Annotated in this window: 11 protein-coding genes and 1 pseudogene; 4 read left to right on the forward strand and 8 right to left on the reverse strand. The window is 71.9% G+C overall.

Annotated features, from left to right (window positions below):
• Positions 1 to 139: 139 nt before the first annotated feature.
• The 5 genes from F9B16_RS18155 to ftsE form a co-directional block, all read right to left on the reverse strand.
• Positions 140 to 2,074 (reverse strand): penicillin-binding transpeptidase domain-containing protein, encoded by a 1,935-nt coding sequence (locus tag F9B16_RS18155; RefSeq protein WP_225991727.1) that lies wholly within the window; start codon positions 2,072 to 2,074, stop codon positions 140 to 142.
• A gap of 68 nt (positions 2,075 to 2,142) precedes the next feature.
• The gene (smpB, locus tag F9B16_RS18160) at positions 2,143 to 2,616 is read right to left on the reverse strand and encodes an SsrA-binding protein SmpB (protein WP_151541267.1); all 474 of its coding nucleotides are present in this window, start codon (positions 2,614 to 2,616) and stop codon (positions 2,143 to 2,145) included.
• Between the two features lie 5 nt (positions 2,617 to 2,621).
• Positions 2,622 to 3,791, reverse strand: coding sequence for a S41 family peptidase (locus tag F9B16_RS18165; RefSeq protein WP_151541268.1), 1,170 nt, complete (start codon positions 3,789 to 3,791; stop codon positions 2,622 to 2,624).
• Positions 3,792 to 3,867: 76 nt separating this feature from the next.
• Entirely contained in the window at positions 3,868 to 4,773 is a 906-nt protein-coding gene (gene ftsX / locus F9B16_RS18170; RefSeq protein ID WP_151541269.1) for a permease-like cell division protein FtsX, read from the reverse strand.
• A 202-nt stretch (positions 4,774 to 4,975) separates the two neighbouring features.
• On the reverse strand, positions 4,976 to 5,665 hold the full coding sequence (ftsE, locus tag F9B16_RS18175) for a cell division ATP-binding protein FtsE (RefSeq protein ID WP_151541270.1): 690 nt from the start codon (positions 5,663 to 5,665) through the stop codon (positions 4,976 to 4,978).
• 445 nt (positions 5,666 to 6,110) lie between these two features.
• Here ftsE and F9B16_RS18180 point away from each other — a divergent pair, with 445 nt between their 5' ends.
• Positions 6,111 to 6,296, forward strand: coding sequence for a hypothetical protein (locus F9B16_RS18180; RefSeq protein ID WP_151541271.1), 186 nt, complete (start codon positions 6,111 to 6,113; stop codon positions 6,294 to 6,296).
• Positions 6,297 to 6,375: 79 nt separating this feature from the next.
• Here the strand turns inward: F9B16_RS18180 and F9B16_RS18185 are convergent, their stop codons facing one another.
• The gene (locus F9B16_RS18185) at positions 6,376 to 7,416 is read right to left on the reverse strand and encodes a hypothetical protein (RefSeq protein ID WP_225991728.1); all 1,041 of its coding nucleotides are present in this window, start codon (positions 7,414 to 7,416) and stop codon (positions 6,376 to 6,378) included.
• 147 nt (positions 7,417 to 7,563) lie between these two features.
• Here F9B16_RS18185 and prfB point away from each other — a divergent pair, with 147 nt between their 5' ends.
• The 3 genes from prfB to F9B16_RS18200 all read left to right on the forward strand — a co-directional run bounded on the left by prfB (position 7,564) and on the right by F9B16_RS18200 (position 10,959).
• Positions 7,564 to 8,676: a peptide chain release factor 2 gene (gene prfB / locus F9B16_RS18190; protein WP_151541273.1), complete on the forward strand. Its 1,113-nt coding sequence runs from the start codon at positions 7,564 to 7,566 to the stop codon at positions 8,674 to 8,676.
• Between the two features lie 219 nt (positions 8,677 to 8,895).
• On the forward strand, positions 8,896 to 9,873 hold the full coding sequence (locus F9B16_RS18195; protein WP_151541274.1) for a hypothetical protein: 978 nt from the start codon (positions 8,896 to 8,898) through the stop codon (positions 9,871 to 9,873).
• A 195-nt stretch (positions 9,874 to 10,068) separates the two neighbouring features.
• Complete coding sequence (locus F9B16_RS18200) at positions 10,069 to 10,959, forward strand: hypothetical protein (RefSeq protein ID WP_151541275.1); 891 nt, start codon at positions 10,069 to 10,071, stop codon at positions 10,957 to 10,959.
• A 59-nt stretch (positions 10,960 to 11,018) separates the two neighbouring features.
• Here the strand turns inward: F9B16_RS18200 and F9B16_RS18205 are convergent, their stop codons facing one another.
• Positions 11,019 to 15,899 carry an NAD-glutamate dehydrogenase gene (locus tag F9B16_RS18205; protein ID WP_151541276.1) on the reverse strand — a complete coding sequence of 1,627 codons (4,881 nt, stop codon included), beginning with the start codon at positions 15,897 to 15,899 and terminating at the stop codon, positions 11,019 to 11,021.
• Between the two features lie 382 nt (positions 15,900 to 16,281).
• Positions 16,282 to 16,723: pseudogene (locus F9B16_RS50925) on the reverse strand (hypothetical protein); the annotation flags it as partial.

Here is a 16,723-nt window from a genome sequence, read left to right on the forward strand (position 1 = left end):
ACGAGGCTCTGGTCTCATCACTGCGACCGAGTCCCGCAACCCCCCAAGCGGTTCCTCGGTCACCAGGGAAGACGCCGTCCAGCACCCGGTTGGTTGCGCCTTCCGCGTAAAGGGTTCACAAAGCCGTGGCGGCGGGCCGTCAGCCTGCGGTACGGCCGGTCGTCTTGGTGGTCTTGGCGGGCGCCCCGCGCAGGAACTCGGCGGCGACCGCGGACGCGGACGCCGACCCTTCGATCGCGATGGCGAACGCGAGGTCGTTGCCCCCGCCGACGAACCAGGACACCGTCCTGCTCCGGCCGTTGACGGTGTCCTGCGCGAGGGCCGCGGTGCCGAGGACCGAACCGCCGACGTCCGCGGCGTGGGCGACGCCGGCGGAGCCGGAGACGCTGCGGCCGAGCACGCTCTGCAGCCCGGAGAGGGGCTCCGCCGGCAGGACCTGGGACGGGACGTCCGCGGCTTTGGCCGGGTTGCTGAGGACGTACGGGGACCGCCAGACGCCCGTCCGGGCGGCGCCGGCCACCAGCGCCAGGGCGAGGGGGCTCGCCTGGACGCCTTCGCCGACCATCGCGGCGGCCTTGGCGCCGTCGCCGTTCATCGCGGGCAGCGAGCCGGTGAACGCGGGGACGGACGCGGTCCATCCCCGGCCGATCCCGAGCTGCGCCGCCTCGGCCTGCAGGCCGCGCGCGTCCAGCTTGGTGCTGAGCTGCGCAAGGGTGGTCCTGCAGCCGAGCGCGAACTGGGTGGAGAACGGCGCGTCGGGGTGCGCCTTGTTCGTGAACGTCTTGCCGCCGACGGTCACGCTCGCCGGGCAGCTCGTCTTGGTCTTCGGGTCCATCCCGGCGCGCGCGAAGAGGGCCTCGGCGGACACGACCCCGAACGCCATGCCGGCCGGGTAGTGCGCGTCGAAGGCGCGGTTCTCGCCGCCGGTCCCGTGGTTGGCGACCGCGACGACCTGGCCGGTGCTCGGCTGCACCGCGACCAGGGACGCCGGGTAGGGCAGGTCCTTGAGGGCGGCGTCGGCGCGGCGCTGGGTGCGGGGGACGAGGGTGGTGGAGATCTCCTGCGGCGGCAGCCCGTCCCACTTCTTCAGCACCTGGGTGGTACGGCCGGCGGGGTCCTGCGCGACGACGCTGACGGTGGGCGTCCCGGCGAGCCGGCGCTGCTGGAGCAGCTGGATGCCGCTGACGCCGATGGTGTCGCCCGGCTGGTAGGGGGCGCCGACCTGCTGGAGCAGGTCCGCGGTGGCCGGGCCGAGGTTGCCGACCAGTTCCGGCGCGTAGTCGGGCGCGCTCGCGGTCTCGATCGGCTCGTTCCGCACGCCGGGGATCTGGATGAGCCGGTTGGCGAGCGGCCTCTGCTCGGGGTACCGCAGGGTCAGCAGCGACAGGAACTTCTGCGGCGGGGCGGAGCGGACCCGGCCGAGCAGCCGCTCGGAGTCCAGCCGCCGGCCGCCGTCGAACTTGGCGGCCTTGGTGATCTGCTCGACGGTGCGCTGCGGGTCGGCGAGGTGCCCGGGGACGACGCCGATGTTGTAGGTGGGCACCTTGTGCAGCACGGTGCGGCCGGTGGAGTCCTTGATCGGGGCGCGGGCCGGGACGTCCGACACGACGGCGAGGCGCTGCCCCGGGCCGAGCTGCGGGTTGATGATCGAGGGGTTCCAGACGACCTTCCACTTGCCGCCGATGCGGCGCAGGTGCATGTGGCCGAGGTACTCCCAGGGCTGCCCGTTCTCGCCGAGGTCGACCTTCACCGAGAACCGCGCGTCGGCGTCGTCGCCGTTCTTGGCGATCGCCTTGACCTTGGCGTCGTCGACGCGGCCCTGGTCGCCGGACACACCGAGCGACAGCCGCAGCGACGCCGCGTCGAGCTGGGCGCGGACGGCGCCGAGCGCGGACGCGACCGCCTTGCGGTCGGTGCCGATGGTCTTCTTCGCGGCGGCCGGGTAGTTGCCGACCTGCCAGGCGATCAGGAAGTCGCGGACGGCGGGCATCGCGGACGGCTCCGCCCAGCAGCCCGTCGTCATCGTCGCGACGAGGGCCCCGCAGGCCGCCAGCGAGACGGCGCGGCGGCGCACGGTCCGGCTCCCGCGCGGAAGCCGCCTCGACGCGCGGGCGGCTCGGCCTCGGTTGGTCATCGACACCCTTACCGTCTCCTGAACCGGGCGGCCGCCGCCTTCTGCATCTCCCGGTCGGCTTCCCGCTTGGCGATGGCCTGGCGTTTGTCGTAGGCCTTCTTACCACGGGCCAGGCCGATCTCGACCTTGGCCTTACCGTCCTTGAAGTACAGCGCCAGCGGGATCAGTGTCCAGCCCGGCTCGGACGACTTGGCGATGATCTTGCCGATCTCGCGCCGGTGCAGCAGCAGCTTGCGGCGGCGGCGCGGGGCGTGGTTGGTCCAGGTGCCCTGCGTGTACTCGGGGATGTGCACGTTCTCCAGCCACACCTCGCCGTCCATCACGTGGGCGTAGCCGTCGGCGAGCGAGGCGCGGCCGGCGCGCAGCGCCTTGACCTCGGTGCCCATCAGCACCATGCCCGCCTCCCACGTGTCGTCGATGTGGTAGTCGTAGCGGGCACGCTTGTTCTGGGCGATGAGCTTGCGCCCTGTGTCGCGTGGCACTGTGATCAGTCCTTGTCCGGCGTCGTCGCGAGCAGGCCGCGCAGCACGCTCCGGCCGCGCTGCTCGGCCACTGAGGGAGGGCGGTCGGCGGAGACCGCCACGTCGGGTTCGATCCCGACCCCGTCGAGGTTACGGCCGCCCGGGGTGCGGTAGCGACCCACGGTCAGCTCGATCGCCGATCCGTCGGCCAGCCGGACCGACTCCTGCACCGAGCCCTTCCCGTACGTACGCGATCCTATGATCACCGCGCGGTCCCGGTCGCGCAGGGATCCGGCGACCACCTCGGCGGCGCTGGCGGTCCCGGCGTCGACCAGCACGACCAGCGGGGTCCGCGCGTCGCCCGGCGCGGTGACCGTGCGCCGCTGGACGGGCCCGCCGCGCGGCTCGTAGGTCACGACGAGGCCGCCGGGCAGGAACGCCGACGCCGTCTCGACCGCCTCGTCCAGCAGGCCGCCGGGGTCGCCGCGCAGGTCGAGCATGATCCCGCCGGTCGGGGCGCCCCGCGGCGACCGCCCGGTCACCGCGTCGCGGACCTGCCGTCCGGTGCCGCGGGTGAAGGCGCCGACCCGGATCAGCCGGACGTGCCCTGGCAGGTCGGTCACGGTGACGTCGCCTCCGGAGACGGGCGTGCGGACGAGGTGGAACTCCTCTGTCCGACGCCCGCGCAGCACGGTGAGTTCGACGGCGGCGCCGGGACGTCCGCGCAGCGCCGTGCCGACGCGCGTCACGTCCCAGCCGGCGACCGGGGTGCCGCCGACCGCGGTCACGACGTCGCCGGCGAGGACGCCGGCGCGGGCGGCGGCGGTGCCGGGCTGGACGCTCGCGACCCGCACCCGCGGGTCGCCGTCGGCGCTGCCGAGCCAGATCCCCACGCCGCTGTAGCGGCCGTTCAGGCGGCCCTCCATGTCGTCGTACCGGGCGGCCGGGTAGTAGCGGGCCCACCTGTCGCCGAGGCCGCGGAGCATGCCCTCGATGGCGGCCCGGTCGAGCTCGCCGCGGCCGACCGGGTGCGCGGCCCGGCTGCCGATCTTCGCGGCGGCCTCGTCCAGCACCGACCCGCCCGCGGCCGCGCGGCGGTCCGGACGTCCCTCGCCGCTCAGCACGCCGAGACCGTAGGCGCACAGGATCGCGGTGGCGACGGCGGCGCCGCGCAGCAGGCGGCCGGGGGCGGACATGACGGCAAGTGTAAAACCGCGGCCGCGCCGCCCTCCGCCGCTCCGCCGGACGCGTTCGGCCGGATCGTGCGTACGGCTAGATCTTCAGGTATCTGCGCAGGGTCAGGAACGACGACGCGGCACACAGCAGCACGCCGAAGCAGATCGACACGATGATCACCATGATCACCTGGAACCAGCCGAGCTGGCTGACCAGTTGCACCGTCCCGGCCAGCCGGTCGATCAGCAGCTTCTTGCTGATCACCAGCAGCACCGAGGCGAACACCCCGCCGATCAGGCCCGCGATCGCGCCCTCCAGGATGAAGGGCAGCTGGATATAGGTGTTCGACGCGCCGACCAGCCGCATGATGCCGGTCTCCCGGCGCCGGTTGAACGCCGACAGCCGGACCGTGTTGCCGACCAGCAGCACCGACGCGATCACCTGGATCAGCGCGATGCCGAGCGCCGCCGCCTGCAGCCCGTTCAGGATCTTGAAGAACTTCTTCAGGATCTGCTGCTCGTTGATCACCGTGTCGACGCCGGGATGCCCCAGCATCGCCTGCGCCACCGGTTTGTACTCCTCCGGGTTCTTCAGCTTCACCCGGAACGAGTCGGGGATGTCGCCCTCACGGGTGCTCTGCACGAACCCCGGCGACCCGGCGAAGCGGTCCTTGAACCGCGCGAACGCCTCCTGCTTGTTCTCGTACTGGACGTTGGAGACCTGCGGCATCTTCTGCAGCTGCGCCTTGATCTCGGACCGCTGCTGGTCGGTGACGTCCTGCTTCTGGCAGTTGGCGTTGGAACTGGTCTTCGCGCACAGGAAGATCGAGACCTCGATCTTGTCGTACCAGTAGTCCTTGGACGCGGCCACCTGCTGGCGCAGCAGCAGTCCGGTGCCGAAGAGCGCCATGGCGATGGCGACGGTGATGACCAGGGAGATCGTCATCGTCAGGTTCCGGCGGAGACCGATCCAGATCTCCTGCATAACGAACTGTACGCGCATGCCTCGCTGTCCTTGATCGCCTGTGTCCGCCGCCGGCACGGGTCCGCCGCTGGCGGGCCCGGAACGGGCGTCCCCTCTGCCTGAGTCGTACGCCCGGTGGGAACCGTCGGTTCAGATGGAGCCGCCGCTGGAGGGGTCCGCGGCGGTGGCCCGTCGGGCCGTGGTCGATGGGGCTCGTGCCGGCCGGTGCGCCGGGCCCGGGTCAGTACGCCTGGCCGTACACGCCGCGGGACTGGTCGCGGACGACCCGCCCGTCCTCCAGCTCGACGACGCGCTTGCGGAACGCGTCGACGATGGCGGCGTCGTGGGTGGCCATGACGACGGTGGTGCCGGTCCGGTTGATCCGGTCCAGCACCTTCATGATGCCGATCGAGGTGGCGGGGTCGATGTTCCCCGTCGGCTCGTCCGCCAGCAGGATCATCGGCCGGTTGACGAACGCCCGCGCGATCGCGACGCGCTGCTGCTCGCCGCCGGACAGCTCGTCCGGCATCCGGTGGGCCTTGCCCTCCAGGCCGACGAGGTCGATGACCTCGGGGACGACCTTGCCGATGAACCGCCGCGGCTTGCCGATCACCTCGAGGGCGAACGCGACGTTCTCGAAGACGTTCTTGTTGGGGAGCAGCCGGAAGTCCTGGAAGACGCAGCCGATCCTGCGGCGCAGGTGCGGCACCTTCCAGTTGCTCAGACGGCTCAGGTCCTTGCCCGCCACGTGCACGTGACCCTGGGACGGGCGCTCCTCCTTGAGGATGAGGCGCAGGAAGGTCGACTTCCCGGACCCCGACGGGCCCACCAGGAACAGGAACTCGCCCTTCTCGATGCCGACGTTCACATGCTGGAGGGCGGGGCGGTTCTGGCTCGGGTAGACCTTGGTGACGTTGTCGAAATTGATCACGGCTGCATCACGGCGGTTCAGTCTAGGGGTTGGGGAGCGGCCCGGCCGCCTGCCGCGGACTGGCCGTCCGCGTGCCGCGACCTGCGCCGCCCGGCTCCGCGACCAGGGGGGCCGTGGAACCTTCGAGCAGTGTAGAGGGGACAGTCAACTACCTCGTCCCGCTCCGTGGGGTGGGAACGCCCGGGGCCCGCCGCGTTCAACGGCGTGTCGCGCGCGGACGGGACGACGGCGCGGGCGGCGCCCCGCGGGGCCCCGACCTGTCCGTGCTGTGTCATGTACCGTCTCCCGACGTCCGGCCGTTTCATGCCGTCAAGCTCCCGGACTTGCCGGAACGACCATACAGTCCGGCTACGCTGGATGATGGCGAAAGATACCTAATCGGTCGACGATCGACCTTATCCCCGCACGGAGCCACGTACCGTTCACGGAGAATGGGGCCCACGACATGAGCTGCGAACATCTGATCTGCGCTCGGTGCTCGAATCCGGTGGTCGAGGGACGCTGCCCCACCTGCCGCGCCGCGCGCGCGGAGCTGCACCACCACGGACCTTCCGTCCCTCCGGCCGTGGTCCTGGCCGTCCTGGTGGGCCTGCTGTTCGCCGCCCTCGTCCTCCAGCGCGTCTACGGCTGACGCCATGTCCCGTTAGGGCGCGCCTCAAAGCTTCATAAGGCGCTCAGAGCTTCGTAAGGCGCTGAGAGCTTCCTGCGCCTCAGGGCTTCTTGATGGGCGGGGTGGCGGCCTTGGAGATCGCCCCGTCGTCGGCCACCAGCTCGGCCTTGGGCTGCGGCTTGCCGTTCTTGGCACGGGGCGGGTCGTAGGCGGCGAACTGGAACGTCGCCGTGGTGTCGATCTCGTCGCCCTCGACGGTGCCGTCCAGCAGGTGCTCGGCCTCCTTGGGGATCTCCGGCTTCGCCCCGGCCGTCCCCGGCCCGACGAGCGCGTTGTTGCGGAACAGCGAGTACAGGATCAGCCCCCCGCCGCTCTTCGTCCGCAGCCCGAAGTAGGGATAAGGCGTGGCCGTGTAGACGACGGTGAGGGTGAGGTCCTGATCCTTGGCCTTCTTCTTGGCGCGCTTGGTCTGCTGGTAGTAGCCGGACGTCAGCGGACCGGTCTTCATGACCTTGGCGGCGACGCTCGCGGCGCCCTCGGCGGCCATGGTCGCCTGGATCCCGCCGACGTCGCGGGGGCGGATCAGGACCTTGGAGTCGTCCGCGCTCAGCGCCTCGGCGTAGCCGTCCGGATCGAGCTGGATCTTCGGCAGCTCGGCCTTGGGCGCGAGCAGCGTCGCCAGCGTGAGGTGCCAGTCGTCGGACGGGCCGCGCAGGATGAACCCCATCAGCGCGGTCTCCTTGCTCTTCTTCTCCCCCGGGACGGACCGGTCCACGGACGCGACGAACCACTGCGGGTAAGCGTCGGCCTTCAGCTTCGGCACGTACAGCGTCGGCTTGCCATAGGAGAAGCGGCGCACCGGGTCGCCGTCGAAGGCCGCCTTGCGGAACTCGGCGGCGGTGAGCAGGGACTGCCCGTCGGACGTCCAGGTCAGCGCCAGCCGCTCGTCGGCGGCGGCGCGGGCCACGTCCTCGTCGGTGATATAGGTCTGGAACGCCTTGCTCGCGACGTCCGGGGTCAGCGGGACCGGCTGCGGCGGGGTGGTCGACGGCATGACCGGGGTGGGGCGCGCGCGCGGCTTGTCGCCGCCGCCGCAGCCCGCGGCCATGAGGGGCGTCACCAGCAGCACGGCGGCCGCCACCGCCCGCGCGATCCTACGCAACTACCGCCCCCCGGCACCGACGCGTCGCCGGGCCGTCCCCGGCCCGGCCCTCCGGCCCGTGATTCTGCCATCCGCAGCGTATCCGCGGGCGTCCGGGCACTGCCCGCACGGCGATAAGCTCGAACCGTGGCAGGCATCGAACCGGAAGAGCAGCTCAAGGAGCTCGGCTCGACCCTCGCGGGCATCGAGCAGGTGCTGGACCTCGACGGCATGCGGCGTGACATCGCCGAGCTGCGCGAGCAGTCGGCCGACCCCGATCTGTGGAACGACCAGGAGCGCGCCCAGTCGGTGACGCGCCGGCTGTCGTACCTGGAGAGCGAGCTGGGCCGGGTCGAGGGGCTGCGGCAGCGGCTCGACGACGCCGCCACCCTGTACGAGATGGCGCAGGAGATGGACGACGCCGACACGCGCGCGGAGGCCGACGAGGAGCTGGCCGCGCTGCACAAGGCGATCCAGCAGCTCGAGGTCCGCACGCTGATGTCGGGCGAGTACGACGCCCGGGAGGCGCTCGTCACCATCAACGCGCAGGCCGGCGGCGTGGACGCGGCCGACTGGGCGCAGCAGCTGCAGCGGATGTACCTGCGCTGGGCCGAGCGGCACGGCTACCCCACGGAGATCTACGAGACGTCCTTCGCCGAAGAGGCGGGGATCAAGTCGACGACGTTCACCGTGAAGGCCCCCTACGCGTACGGGACGCTGCGCGGGGAGCACGGCACGCACCGGCTGGTGCGGATCTCCCCGTTCGACAACGCGGCCCGGCGGCAGACCTCGTTCGCGGGCCTGGACGTCGTCCCGGTGGTGGAGCAGAGCGACCACGTCGACATCGACGAGAGCGACCTGCGGGTGGACGTGTACCGGTCGTCCGGGCCGGGCGGCCAGGGCGTCAACACCACCGACTCGGCGGTCCGGATCACCCACATCCCGACCGGCATCGTGGTGTCCTGCCAGAACGAGCGCAGCCAGCTGCAGAACAAGGCCACGGCGATGAACGTGCTGCAGGCCAAGCTGCTGGAGCGCAAGCGGCAGGAGGAGGCGGAGAAGATGTCCGCGCTGCGCGGTGAGGGCACCAGCAGCTGGGGCACGCAGATCCGCAACTACGTGCTGCACCCGTACCAGATCGTCAAGGACCTGCGGACCGGCGTCGAGGTCGGCAACCCGACCGCGGTGCTGGACGGCGACATCGACGAGTTCATCGAGGCCGAGATCCGCTGGATGCGCCAGCAGGAGACCTCCGCCTGACCCTCGCGGAACCGGAACCGGAACCGGAACCGGCCTGAGGCGGCCCTTTCCGGGACCTGCCGCGCGGCCGGCGCCCGCGCGCCCGCCTCCCGCCTCCCGTCTCCGGGTGTCTCCGGGGTGAGGTCCGCGTGCGACTTTCCGGATTCGGTGAGTGACCGTGCAGTCACTCTGCGATTATCTTCCGTGGACCGGATCACCGACTCCACCACGGGGGGCTGCATGCCCGCACGCATCGTCACGTCCACGGTTCTGCCGGCCGTCCTGCTGGCCGGCGCCGCGCTGGCCGCAGCCGGGTGCGACGACAACACGTCCTCGGCCGGAGTGGGCCCGCCCGCGCTGACCAAACAGCAGGCCGGGCAGGTGCTGGCCGCCTACACCACCGCGGTGAACCGGGCGGGCAAGCGGCTGGACGGCAGGGAACTGCCCGGCATCGAGGCCGATCCGCAGCTGTCCATGGACGAGGCCGCGCTGAAGCTGCGGCGGACGATCCGGCAGCGGCCGCCGGCGCTGAAGTTCACGCATCCGGTGTTCTACATCCCGCGGCTGCGCGGGTACCCGCACTGGTTCGCCGCCGACGCGATCACCGGCAAGGGCAAGCAGACCCTCCGGCACGCGATGCTGTTCACGCAGGCCAAGGCGGGGGCGCCGTGGCTGCTCGCGGCCGACCCCTACCCGGCGGACGCGGCGCTGAGCAAGGTGGCGCTCGACCCGGACGGGTACGCCACCCCGGTCGACGCCGGCGACAAGGGGCTGCCGATCGCGCCCGCCCGGCTGCCCGCCGCGCACGCGGCGGTGCTGAGCGGCGGCACGTCGGCGCCGGGGGCGTCGGCGCTGGCGAAGGGCCCGAAGACCAGCGAGACCTACAACGCCCTGAAGCAGGGCGAGCAGGCGCTGGCGAACCGCGGCGTCACGCTGTCCTCGAAGTTCTCGGCGGCGCCGTACGCGGTGTACGCGCTGCGCACGAAGGATCGCGGCGCGCTGGTCTGGTACGTCGTGAAGCAGAACGAGGCGTATTCCGCCGCGAAACGGGGCAGGCTGGCGGTGAGCGGTGATCTCACCGGGCTGGCCCCGGCGGCGTCCGCCAGGACGCGGATGGACACGACCGTCCTGGTGCAGTACCTGGCCACCGTTCCGCCCAAGGGCCGCGCCACGGTCACCGGCATGTACCGCAAGGCGATCGCGGCCCACGGTTCCTGATCTCCGTCGGGTGCCGGGCCGTCCCGCTCTTCTCGACCGCTGCAGTGGGACGGTCCCGGCATCCGACGGGCCGCCACCGGACGTTCCCGCCCGGCGCGCGGCACCCGGCGGGGCACCGCGTTCTTCTACACTGGCGCGACATACTCGACATTCCGTCCGCCGAGGTGGGAAGTGCGCCGAGCGCCCCGGAGGGCCGTGGCCCTGGTCATGGCCGGTTCCGCCGTCCTCACCGGGGCCTGCTCCGGCGGCGGCTCGGCCGGCGGGACGGCCGCTGCCGCGCCCGCGGGGTCCCCGGCGGTCGGCGCGGACGAGTCCCTGAAGGTGCTGCGCGACTGGACGGACCGGCACAACAAGGCCATCACGTCCGGCGACGAGAAGCTCTGGCGCGACACCGTGACGGGCGCCCTCGCCGCCCCGGTCACCGCTCGCGTCCGCACCTACGGCAAGCTGCCAGAGACGGCGACGATCTCCCTGGCGAACCCGGTGCTGTACGTGCCGCGCCGCTCCGCGTACCCGAAATGGTTCGGGATCGCCGCGCTGGAACGCTCGGACGGCAAGGACCAGCAGGTCCTCGGCGTGTTCGTGAAGACGGGCGCCAAGGACGGCTGGCGCGCCGCGCACTGGCTCACCTTCCAGGGCGGTGCCCCCGACCTCGCCTATGACGCCGAGGGCTACGCGATCCCCGCGCCCGACCGGGGCCTGCCCGCCGCGCACGCGAACTACCTGGCCAAGGGCGACGCCACCGGGCTGATGCCGGACGCGTTCTCCGCGAACGCCCGCAAGGCCGAGCAGGGCGACTGGACGGTGACGCCGGGCCGGTTCGCGCCCGGCCCGGGCCCGTCGTACGCGCTGCGGACCGGCGACGGCGGCTCCCTCGTCTGGTACGGGCTGACGCAGGACGCGACGCTCACCGGCGGCACCGAGTCCGGCCTGCCCGCCGACGTCCGCGACCACCTCGCCAAGGACGGCCGGAAGCCGGGCGGGACCGTCCGCGCGTCCTGGCAGTGGCTCGTGATCGGCTACGCCCCGCCGTCCGGCAAGGGCCGCGTCCTCGGCGAGTCCGTCTCCCTCACCACCGCCCGCTGACCGCCGAACCGCGGCGTGCCGCCCTCATCGCGGCCGATGAGGGCGGCGCCGCCGCGGGGTCAGGCTTCGGTGGACGGGAGGGAGCTGGCCGTCACCAGGGTGCGGATCGAGCCGAGCGCGACCGACAGCGTCGCCAGGTCGAAACTGTCGCTCTCCCAGATCTCGCTGAGCGTCTGCTGGGCGCGCTGCACCGCGGTCTTGTTCTTCTCCGCCCAGTGCGCCATCCGCACCTCGGGCTCCCCGCCCGGCTCGCTCGTCACCAGCACGTCGCGGGTGAGCGCGGCGTGCGCGGCGTACAGGTCGTCGCGGAGCGCGGAACGGGCCATGGACCGCCACCGGTCGTCGCGCGGCAGCGCCACGACCCGGTCGCGCAGTCGGGCCAGCTGCAGCCGGTCCGCCAGGTCGAAGTAGACCTCGGCGACCTCCTCCACCGGACGGCCCGACTCGTGCGCGATGCCGACCAGGTCGAACGTCGAGTACGCGGTGACCAGCATCGCGCACTGCTCGGCCAGCTCGTCCGGCACGCCCCGCTCGGCGAAGCCGTCCCGGCGCTGCTCGAACGCCTGCAGGTCCAGGCCGACGAGCAGCTTCGGCAGCTGCGAGGTGAGCGTGGTCGCGCCGGCGCCGAAGAAGTCGATCGTCTCCCGGATGTCGAACGGGGGACGCCGGTTGTGCAGCAGCCAGCGGGCGCCGCGCTCGGTGAGCTTGCGCGCCTCCAGCAGCATCGCGATCTGCGTCGACTCGGCGACCTGGTGCGACAGCCGCTCCACCGACCGCCAGAACCGCGGCATCTGGAACACCTCGCGGGCCACCAGGTAGGCGCGGGCGATGTCCGACGACGACGCCCCCGTCTCCTCGTTCATCCGGAACACGAACGTGGTGCCGCTGTTGTTGACCAGGTCGTTCACCACCGCCGTGGTGATGATCTCGCGGCGCAGCGGGTGCCGGTCCATGTACGGCTGGAACCGCTCGCGCAGCGGCGTCGGGAAGTAGTCGACCAGCCACGACTCCAGGTACGGGTCGTCGGGCAGGTCGGAGGCGATGATCTCGTGGTCGAGGGTCAGCTTGGAGTAGGCGAGCAGCACCGAGAACTCCGGGCTGGTCAGCCCGAGCCCGGACTGCCGCCGCTCCGCGATCGCCTTGTCCTCCGGCAGGAACTCCAGCCGCCGCTTCAGCCGCCCGTCCCGCTCCAGCTTGCGCATGTACCGGGCGTGGACGTGCAGCATCGAGGGCGCCTGCGCGCGGGACGCGGCGAGCACCACGTTCTGCGCGTAGTTGTCGGGCAGCACCAGCCGCGCGACCTCGTCGGTCATCTCGTAGAGCAGCGTGTCGCGCTGCTTGCGGGTCAGCTCCCCGTCCCGCACGACCTGGTCGAGCAGGATCTTGATGTTGACCTCGTGGTCGGAGGTGTCGACGCCGGCGGAGTTGTCGATGAAGTCGGTGTTCACCAGCCCGCCGTTGCGGGCGAACTCGATCCGGCCGAGCTGGGTCATGCCGAGGTTGCCGCCCTCGCCGATGACCTTGCAGCGCAGCTCGTCGCCGTTCACCCGCAGCAGGTCGTTGGCCTTGTCGCCGACGTCGGCGTTGTTCTCCACCGACGCCTTGACGTAGGTGCCGATGCCGCCGTTCCACAGCAGGTCGACCGGCGCCTTCAGCGCGGCGCTGATCAGCTCGTATGGCGCCATGGCCTTCACCGAGTCGTCGATGCCGAGCGCCGCCCGCACCTGCGGGGTGATCCGGATCGACTTGGCGGCGCGGGGGTGTATGCCGCCGCCCTTGGAGATCAGCGAGGTGTCGTAGTCGGCCCAGGTGCTGCGCGGCAGCTCGAACATCCGGCGCCGCTCGGCGAACGAGACCGCCGGGTCCGGGTCGGGGTCGAGGAAGATGTGCCGGTGGTCGAACGCGCAGACCAGCTTGATGTGCTCCGACAGCAGCATCCCGTTGCCGAACACGTCGCCGGACATGTCGCCGATGCCGACGACGGTGAAGTCCTCCCGCTGGACGTCCTTGCCGAGCGACCGGAAGTGGTACTTCACCGACTCCCACGCGCCGCGCGCGGTGATGCCCATCGCCTTGTGGTCGTAGCCGACGGACCCGCCGGACGCGAACGCGTCGCCGAGCCAGAACCCGTACTCGGCGGCGACGCCGTTGGCGATGTCGGAGAACGTCGCGGTGCCCTTGTCGGCCGCGACCACCAGGTAGGTGTCGTCGCCGTCGTGGCGGACGACGTTCGGCGGCGGGACGACCTTGCCGTCCACCAGGTTGTCGGTGACGTCGAGGAGCCCGGAGATGAAGTCCTTGTAGCAGGCGATGCCGGCCTGCTGCCACGCCTCCCGGTCGACGGACGGGTCGGGCAGCTGCTTGCCGACGAACCCGCCCTTCGCGCCCGCCGGGACGATGACGGTGTTCTTCACCGCCTGCGCCTTGACCAGGCCGAGGATCTCGGTGCGGAAGTCCTCGCGGCGGTCCGACCAGCGCAGCCCGCCGCGCGCGACGGACCCGAACCGCAGGTGCACGCCCTCCACCTTCGGCGAGTACACGAAGATCTCGTAGGTGGGGCGCGGCTGCGGCAGATCCGGGATGCCCTCCGGGTCGAACTTCATCGACAGGTAGGGCTTGTGCTGGTAGTGGTTCGTCCGCAGCGTCGCCTGGACGAGCGCGAGGTAGGCGCGCAGGATGCGGTCCTCGTCGAGGCTCGCGACCTCGTCGAGCATCCCGTTCAGCTCCTCGATGATGGCGAGGCTGCGCTCCTCCTCGCCGCCGGCCAGCCCCGGGTCGAGGCGGCTCTCCCACAGCCGCACCAGCAGCCGGGTGATCGCGGCGTTCCGCAGCAGCACCTGCTCGATGTACCGCTTGGAGAACGTCGTCCCGGTCTGCCGCAGGTACAGGGCGTAGGCGCGCAGGATCATCGCCTGCCACCAGTTCAGCCCGACGTGCAGGACGAGCGCGTTGAACCCGTCGTTCTCGATGCGGCCCTGCCACAGCGCGGTGAACGCGTCCTGGAACAGGCCCTTGATGGCCTCCTCCGGGACGTCCCCTGGCGGCGCGTACCGCAGCCCCAGGTCGTAGACCCAGTACCGCTGCCCGTCGGAGGTGTTGACCTCGTACGGGCGCTCGTCGACGACCTCCACGCCCATGTTCTGCAGCAGCGGCAGCACCCGCGACAGCGAGATCGGCTCGCCCCGCCGGTAGATCTTCAGCCGCCGCTCGCCGGGCTCGGCGCTGAACGGCTCGTACAGGTTGATGGAGGTGTCGTCCTCGTCGGTGAGGTCGTCGAGGAAGCGCAGGTCGGCGACCGCGGTGCGGGCCGGGAAGTCGGCCTTGTACCCGTCGGGGAACGCGTCGCCGTAGCGGCGCGCGAGCGTCCCGGACCGCTCCTCGCCGCACTGCTCCACGATCGCGTCGGCGAGGTCGTCCTCCCACGAGCGGGTCGCGGCGGCGAGCCGGTCCTCCAGCCCGTCGACGTCCACGTCCGGCAGCGGGCGGCCCCGCTCGCCGCGCACCACCACGTGCAGGCGGGCCAGCAGCGACTCGGTCACGTTCGCGCTGTAGTCGACGCTGACGCCCTCGAACGCGCGGCGCAGGATCTCCTGGATGCGCAGCCGGATCTTGGTGGTGTAGCGGTCCCGCGGCAGGTACACCATGCACGACATGAACCGGCCGTACAGGTCCTTGCGCAGGAACAGCTTCAGCTGGCGGCGCTCGCGCAGCCGCAGCACGCCGAGCGAGATCCCGAGCAGGTCGTCGACGGAGATCTGGAACAGCTCGTCGCGGGGGTAGCTCTCCAGGATCTCGATGAGGTCCTGGCCGTCGTAGCTGTCGGGGGTGAACCCGGCGCGCTCCAGCACCTCGTCGAGCTTGCGCTTCAGGACGGGGACGTGCGCGATCGACTCGCTGTAGGCGACGTGCGTGAACAGCCCGAGGAACCGGCGCTCGCCGATGACCTCGCCGTCCTCGTCGAACTTCTTGACGCCGATGTAGTCCAGGTACAGGCCGCGGTGGACGGTGGAGCGCGAGTTCGCCTTCGTCAGGATCAGCAGCCGCTTCTCGGTGGCCTTCTCGCGGACCTCCGGCGGCAGCGCCGCGAAGCTGTCGGACTCCCGCTTGTCGTTGCGCAGGATGCCGAGGCCGGTGCCGGGCTCGGGGCGCAGGCCGAGCTTGGCGTGGTCCTCGACGGCGGCGGCCGAGGTCTGCCCGTCGTCGACGAGCGTGTAGTCGCGGTAGCCGAGGAAGGTGAAGTGCCCGTCGGCGAGCCATTCCAGCAGCTCGACGCCCTCGGCGAGCTCCTTGTCCGGCAGCGGCGGCGCGGCGTCGCGGATCGACGCGGCGATCTCGACCGCGCGGGCCCGCATCTTCGGCTCGTCCTCGACCGCGACCCGCACGTCCTGCAATACGCGGACCAGGTCCTTCTCCAACCGGTCCAGCAGCGCGCGGTCGCTGGTGCGGTCCACCTCGATGTGGATCCAGGACTCGTCGATGTCGGACGGGCTGTCATGCTTGCCGCGGAACGCCCGCAGATGTCCCGCGACGTCGCGGTCGACCCCGAGCAGCGGGTGCACGATCAGGTGGGTGGCGAGCTGGTGCCGGGTCAGCTCCATCGTGACGGAGTCGACCAGGAACGGCATGTCGTCGGTGACGACCTGGACGACGGTGTGGCCGGGGTCCCAGCCGTACTCCTCGACCGTCGGGGTGAACACGCGCACCTTCGCGCGGCCCTGCGGCCGTTCCTCGCCGAGCGCCCGGTGCGCCATCGCGGGCCCGCAGATGTCGGCGGGGTCGCGGGCGAGGAGGTCTTCCGAGGCCACGTGACGGTAGTAGAGCCGGAGGTAGGCGGCGGACTCCTCGACGTCCCCCGCCGAACGCGCCCCCGGCCGCTGGGCGCACGTCTCCGCCGCCCTCCGGAGCAGATCGTCCTTCGCCTGATCGAGCCTGCCGCCCATCACCAACAACACTCCCTAGAGAAACTTCGCCACCTCGTTGTGGCGCCGCTCACTTGCGCCAGTAAATCAGGGAAATCCCCCAAAGCCGACCTGCCAGTCCGCGAGGTCAGCGTGGCTTTGCCCACCCTGCCAGGCGGCGCGGGGCGCCCGCCCGAAGATCGCCGAAGTCCGTGCGGGGCGCCGGTCCGCGGGCGCGCGCCGGTGGCGGGGACGCCGTCCGGACGCCGGTTGCGGCGGTGGGCCGGGGCGCCCGGCGCCGATTCCGGCGCAAGCCCCGACCGGCTCGGGGCCACGCTCGGGCGCCCTGGCGGCGGGCATGGGGGCGGGCTCGGGCGGCTTGGGGGGCGGGCTCGGGCGGAGGCCTTGGGGGCGGGCTCGGGTGTCAGCCGGTGCCGGTGCCGCTGCCCGTGCCGGTGCCGGCGGGCGGGCTGCCCGGGTCGTCCGTGGGCGTGCCGGGGTCGGTCGGCCCCGTGGTCGGGCTCGAGGTGGGGTCGGGGCTGTGGGTGGTGTGCGTGGGCGACGGGTCGCCCGGGGACGTCGGCGTCGACGTGGGCGAGTCCGACGGGTAGGGGCTCTCGGGCGCCGACCCGGTCGTCGTCGGGGACGGGCTGTAGGACGTGTCGGGGGCCTGCCGGGTCGGCGCGTGCCGCGACGGCACCGACATGCTGGGCACGTCGCCGGACTGCTGCGGCTGGTGGCTCGGGTCGCCGACCTTCTCCCCCGCCTTGCCCTTGTCGCCGGAGCCGAGCGCGAGCACCGCGGACACCACGACGATAGCGACGAACAGCGCGGCGGCGCCCGCGAGCACGGCCGAGCGGCTCGAC

Source organism: Actinomadura montaniterrae (assembly GCF_008923365.1).
GTDB lineage: Bacteria > Actinomycetota > Actinomycetes > Streptosporangiales > Streptosporangiaceae > Spirillospora > Spirillospora montaniterrae.